General features: G+C 68.0%; 5 protein-coding genes. 1 reads left to right on the forward strand and 4 read right to left on the reverse strand.

From position 1 onward, the window contains the following. Positions 1-135: 135 nt before the first annotated feature. From ACFWY6_RS22250 to ACFWY6_RS22265, 4 genes are read right to left on the reverse strand one after another with little or no spacing between them, the layout of a single operon-like run. Positions 136-600, reverse strand: a complete 465-nt coding sequence (locus tag ACFWY6_RS22250; RefSeq protein ID WP_384693010.1) for a Fur family transcriptional regulator — start codon at positions 598-600, stop codon at positions 136-138. A gap of 37 nt (positions 601-637) precedes the next feature. Next, a complete protein-coding gene (locus ACFWY6_RS22255) occupies positions 638-1534 on the reverse strand; it encodes a metal ABC transporter permease (RefSeq protein ID WP_384693013.1) in 897 nt (298 codons plus the stop codon). Positions 1535-1536: 2 nt separating this feature from the next. Then, positions 1537-2328, reverse strand: a complete 792-nt coding sequence (locus tag ACFWY6_RS22260; protein ID WP_384693016.1) for a metal ABC transporter ATP-binding protein — start codon at positions 2326-2328, stop codon at positions 1537-1539. A 35-nt stretch (positions 2329-2363) separates the two neighbouring features. After that, positions 2364-3344, reverse strand: a complete 981-nt coding sequence (locus ACFWY6_RS22265; protein WP_384693019.1) for a metal ABC transporter substrate-binding protein — start codon at positions 3342-3344, stop codon at positions 2364-2366. Positions 3345-3488: 144 nt separating this feature from the next. Here ACFWY6_RS22265 and ACFWY6_RS22270 point away from each other — a divergent pair, with 144 nt between their 5' ends. Beyond that, positions 3489-4871 carry a glycine--tRNA ligase gene (locus ACFWY6_RS22270; protein ID WP_266867192.1) on the forward strand — a complete coding sequence of 461 codons (1383 nt, stop codon included), beginning with the start codon at positions 3489-3491 and terminating at the stop codon, positions 4869-4871. Positions 4872-5021: the final 150 nt, after the last annotated feature.

A 5021-nucleotide genomic window follows, 5' to 3' on the forward strand; every position in this document is an offset into this window, starting at 1 on the left:
GGTCCACCCCCCCTATCACTCTAGCTCTGTCTTATTCGGCTCCCCTTTTTGGGGGGGCGCCCCCCGCGTGTTGGGGTGGCGGGCCGCGCCCCTCGTCGTACGGCTACCTCGTCGTACGTCTACTTCTTCGTACGTCTACTTCTTCTTCGCTTCCGCGCACTCCGCGCACGTACCGAAGATCTCCACCGTGTGCGCCACGTTCACATATCCGTGCTCGGACGCGATCGTCTCGGCCCACTGCTCCACGGCCGGGCCCTCGACCTCGACCGCCTTGCCGCACACCCGGCAGACCAGGTGATGGTGGTGGTCGCCGGTGGAGCAGCGGCGGTAGACCGACTCGCCCTCGTCCGTGCGCAGCACGTCGACCTCGCCGGCGTCGGCGAGGGACTGCAGCGTTCGGTAGACCGTCGTCAGGCCCACCGAATCGCCTTTGTGCTTGAGCATGTCGTGCAGGTCCTGCGCACTGCGGAACTCGTCCACCTCGCCCAGGGCCGCCGCCACCGCGGCGCGCTGCCTGGTGGACCGGCCTCGTACCGGGGGTCCCGCAGCTGTTGTCACAGGTGCCTCCTCAACTGAAAACTCGCACGATCGCCCGCACATCTGTCATGTCCCGTGGGGCCATTGTGCCAGCTCGCTCTCAGACGGTGGCCTTGCCGGCCGAGCGCCGGGCGTCGGGGAACTCCGCCGTGCAGGTCGCGGCCTCCGCTGTCGCCAGGGTCCTGGCCCGGCGCCTCGCGAGCGGCGTCGCGAGGGCGGTGAGGACCACGAAGACGCCGATCGCCATCAGGACGATCGTCGCCCCGGGCGGCACGTCCTCGTAGTACGACGTGACCGTGCCGGACAGTGTGACGGCCGTGCCGATGACCACCGACAGGACGAACGTCACCTTGAAGGAGCGGGTGATCTGCTGGGCCGCCGCGACCGGCACCACCATCAGCGCGCTCACCAGAAGCAGGCCCACGACGCGCATCGCGACGGTCACCGTCACCGCCGCCGTGACCGCGATGAGGAGGTTCAGCACGCGCACGGGCAGCCCCGTCACCCGCGCGAACTCCTCGTCCTGGCTCACCGCGAACAGCTGCTTGCGCAGCCCGACCGTGACCAGGACCACAAACGCCGCGAGCAGGCAGATCGCCGTGACGTCGGAGTCGGAGACCGTCGAGAGCGAGCCGAAGAGATACGAGGAGAGGTTCGCGTTGGAGCCGGTGTCCGAGAGGTTGATCAGCAGGACGCCGCCCGCCATGCCGCCGTAGAAGAGCATCGCGAGCGCGATGTCGCCGCGCGTCTTCCCGTACGCCCTGATCAGTTCCATCGTCACCGCGCCGACGACGGCGATCAGCGTCGCCATCCACACGGGGCTGGAGTTGAGCAGGAAGCCGAGGCCGACGCCCGTCATGGCGATGTGGCCGATGCCGTCGCCCATCAGGGCCTGGCGGCGCTGGACGAGGTAGATGCCGATGGCGGGGGCCGTGATGCCGACGAGGACGGCGGCGATCAGCGCCCGCTGCATGAATGCGGTCTGGAGAATTTCCATGATCAGGTCAGCAGTCCCGTGCGGATCGGCTCGTGCTCGTCGGCCGAGTGCGGATGTACGTGGTCGTGGCCGGGCAGGGCGTGCTGGCCGACCGCCTTCGGGGGCGGGCCGTCGTGCGTCACACAGCCGTCGCGCAGCACGACCGCGCGGTCGATCAGCGGCTCCAGCGGGCCCAGCTCGTGCAGCACAAGCAGGACCGTCGCGCCCGCCGCGACCTGCTCGCGCAGCGTCCGGGCGAGGATCTCCTGGCTGGCCAGGTCGACGCCCGCCATCGGCTCGTCCATGATCAGCAGCTCGGGCTCGGAGGCCAGCGCGCGGGCGATCAGGACCCGCTGGTGCTGGCCGCCGGAGAGGGCGCTCACGGAGTCCTTGGCGCGGTCGGCGAGCCCGACGAGCTCGATGGCCCGGTCGACCGCCGCACGGTCCGCCTTGGTCGTCCACCCCAGCTTCGCCGGCTTCGTACGCGACAGACGCCCCGCCGCGACGACCTCGCGGATCGTGGCGGGGACGCCGCTGGCGGCCGTGGTGCGCTGCGGGACGTAGCCGATGCGGGACCACTGCCGGAAGCGCTTCAGGGGCGTACCGAAGAGGCTGATGTCGCCGCCGGTGAGCGGGATCTGGCCGATGACCGAGCGGACGGCGGTGGACTTGCCCGAGCCGTTCGCGCCGAGCAGGGCGACGACCTCGCCGCGCTTGACGGTGAGGTCGATGCCGCGCAGCACCGGGCGCGCGCCGAGGGTGGCCGTGGCCGCCCGCACGGATATGACGGGCGGTGCGGACTCTATGGCTTCCATGGCGTGTGCCTCCGATGCTGCCGACTGCCGTGCGGTCACTTCGCGCCGAGGGCCTTCTCGAGCGCGGCGAGGTTGGACTCCATGACCTCTACGTAGTCATCGCCCTCGGACTTGCCCGTGATTCCCTCCAGCGGGTCCAGGACGTCCGTCTTGAGGCCGGTGTCCTTCGCGAGGGTCTTGGCGGTCTTGTCGCTGGCGAGCGTCTCGAAGAACACCGTGGAGACGTCGTCCTCCTCGGCGATGCCCTGGAGTTCCTTGATGCGGGCCGGGCTCGGGTCCGACTCGGGGTCGATGCCGGAGATGCTCTCCTGGTCCAGGCCGTAGCGCTCGGCGAGGTAGCCGAAGGCGGAGTGCGTGGTGATGAAGGTCTTGGTCTTCGTGTTCCTCAGGCCGTCCGTGAACTTCGTGTTCAGGCCGTCCAGCTTCTTGACCAGGTCCTTGGTGTTCTTCTTGTACGCCGCCGCGTGGTCCGGGTCGGCCTTCTCCATCGCCTTGCCGACGCCCTCGGCGACCTCGGCGTACTTCACCGGGTCGAGCCAGATGTGCGGGTCGGCACCGCCTTCGCCTTCGCCTTCGCTTTCGCTTTCGTGGCCGTGCTCTTCGCCCTCATGGCCGTGGTCGTGGCCGACCCCCGTGCCGTGCTTCTCCAGCTTGGTGAGCTCGGCGGCATCCAGGGTGTTGTCCACGCCGGACTGGCCGATGGCGTCGTCGACGGCGGGCTGGATGCCCTTGAGGTAGAGGATCATGTCCGCTTCGCCGAGCGAGGCGGTCTGCTGCGGGCTGAGCTCCAGGTCGTGCGGCTCGACGCCCGGCTTGGTCAGCGTGTCCACGGAGACGTGGTCGCCGCCGATCTCCTGGGCCAGGAACTGCATGGGATAGAACGACGCGACCACGTTCAGCTTGCCGTCGCCGCCCTTGTCCGCCGCGTTCGAGGACGAGCAGGCGGAGAGGGCCGTGAGGCCGAGGACCGTGACGGAGGCGATGGCTGCGGTGGGTATGAGGCGGCGTACGTTCATGACACTCATTTTCAACAAATCTGGAAACGATTGTCAACTAGCGGTCGCTGCGGGCTCTACTCGGGAACCGATTTGATTAGGGGGGTAAGGCCGCCGGTAACCTGAAGCATTCGCTTCGCCCACCGTCGTAATGAAGAGAGCACCGTGGCCGCCGACAAGATCGACAGCATCGTCAGCCTGAGCAAGCGCCGTGGCTTTGTTTACCCGTGCAGTGAGATCTACGGCGGCCAGCGTGCCGCCTGGGATTACGGGCCGCTCGGCGTCGAGCTCAAGGAGAACCTCAAGCGCCAGTGGTGGCGCTACATGGTCACTTCGCGCGAGGACGTCGTCGGAATCGACTCGTCGGTGATCCTGGCGAGCGAGGTCTGGCAGGCCTCCGGCCACGTCGCGACCTTCTCCGACCCGCTCACCGAATGCCTCTCCTGCCACAAGCGGCACCGCGCCGACCACCTGGAAGAGGCGTACGAGGCCAAGCACGGCCGCGTGCCGGAGAACGGCCTCGCCGACATCAACTGCCCCAACTGCGGTACGAAGGGCCAGTTCACCGAGCCCAAGCAGTTCTCGGGCATGCTCGCCACGCACCTCGGCCCCACCCAGGACAGCGGCTCCGTCGCCTACCTGCGCCCCGAGACCGCACAGGGCATCTTCACCAACTTCGCCCAGGTCCAGCAGACTTCGCGCAAGAAGCCGCCGTTCGGCATCGCGCAGATGGGCAAGTCCTTCCGCAACGAGATCACGCCCGGCAACTTCATCTTCCGGACCCGCGAGTTCGAGCAGATGGAGATGGAGTTCTTCGTCAAGCCGGGCGAGGACGAGAAGTGGCAGGAGTACTGGATGGAGCAGCGCTGGAACTGGTACACCGGCCTGGGCCTGCGCGAGGAGAACATGCGCTGGTACGAGCACCCGGCCGAGAAGCTCTCCCACTACTCCAAGCGCACCGCTGACATCGAGTACCGCTTCCGCTTCGGCGGCAGCGAGTGGGGCGAGCTGGAGGGCGTCGCCAACCGCACGGACTACGACCTCTCCGCGCACTCCAAGGCGTCGGGCCAGGACCTGTCCTACTTCGACCAGGAGGCCGGCGAGCGCTGGACTCCGTACGTCATCGAGCCGGCGGCGGGCGTGGGCCGCACCATGCTGGCCTTCCTCCTCGACTCCTACATCGAGGACGAGGCCCCCAACGCCAAGGGCAAGCTGGAGAAGCGCACGGTCATGCGCTTCGACCACCGCATCGCCCCGGTGAAGGTGGCCGTGCTTCCCCTGTCCCGCAACCCGGAGCTGTCCCCGAAGGCCAAGGGCCTGGCGACGGCCCTGCGCCAGAACTGGAACATCGAGTTCGACGACGCGGGCGCCATCGGCCGCCGCTACCGCCGCCAGGACGAGATCGGCACGCCGTACTGCGTGACGGTCGACTTCGACACCCTGGACGACAACGCGGTCACGGTGCGCGAGCGCGACTCGATGAAGCAGGAGCGCGTCTCCCTCGACCAGATCGAGGGCTACCTGGCCAGCCGCCTGGTGGGCTGCTGAGCCCTTGACGCCGTTCTGGCGTTCACTGAGTGAAGCTTGAAAGAAGCCCCCGGTTCCAGGGACGGAACCGGGGGCTTCTGCGTCACCCAGTTCGCCATGCCATCGATGACCACGAGCAAGGTCAGCAGATGCTGTCGCTTATAGACATCT

It is taken from the genome of Streptomyces sp. NPDC059037, assembly GCF_042740015.1.
Taxonomy (GTDB): domain Bacteria; phylum Actinomycetota; class Actinomycetes; order Streptomycetales; family Streptomycetaceae; genus Streptomyces.

Coding starts and splice junctions, on each gene's coding strand:
- ACFWY6_RS22250 (WP_384693010.1), bottom strand. CDS start 600: ATGTGCGGGCGATCGTGCGAGTTTTCAGTTGAGGAGGCACCTGTGACA.
- ACFWY6_RS22255 (WP_384693013.1), bottom strand. CDS start 1,534: ATGGAAATTCTCCAGACCGCATTCATGCAGCGGGCGCTGATCGCCGCC.
- ACFWY6_RS22260 (WP_384693016.1), bottom strand. CDS start 2,328: ATGGAAGCCATAGAGTCCGCACCGCCCGTCATATCCGTGCGGGCGGCC.
- ACFWY6_RS22265 (WP_384693019.1), bottom strand. CDS start 3,344: ATGAACGTACGCCGCCTCATACCCACCGCAGCCATCGCCTCCGTCACG.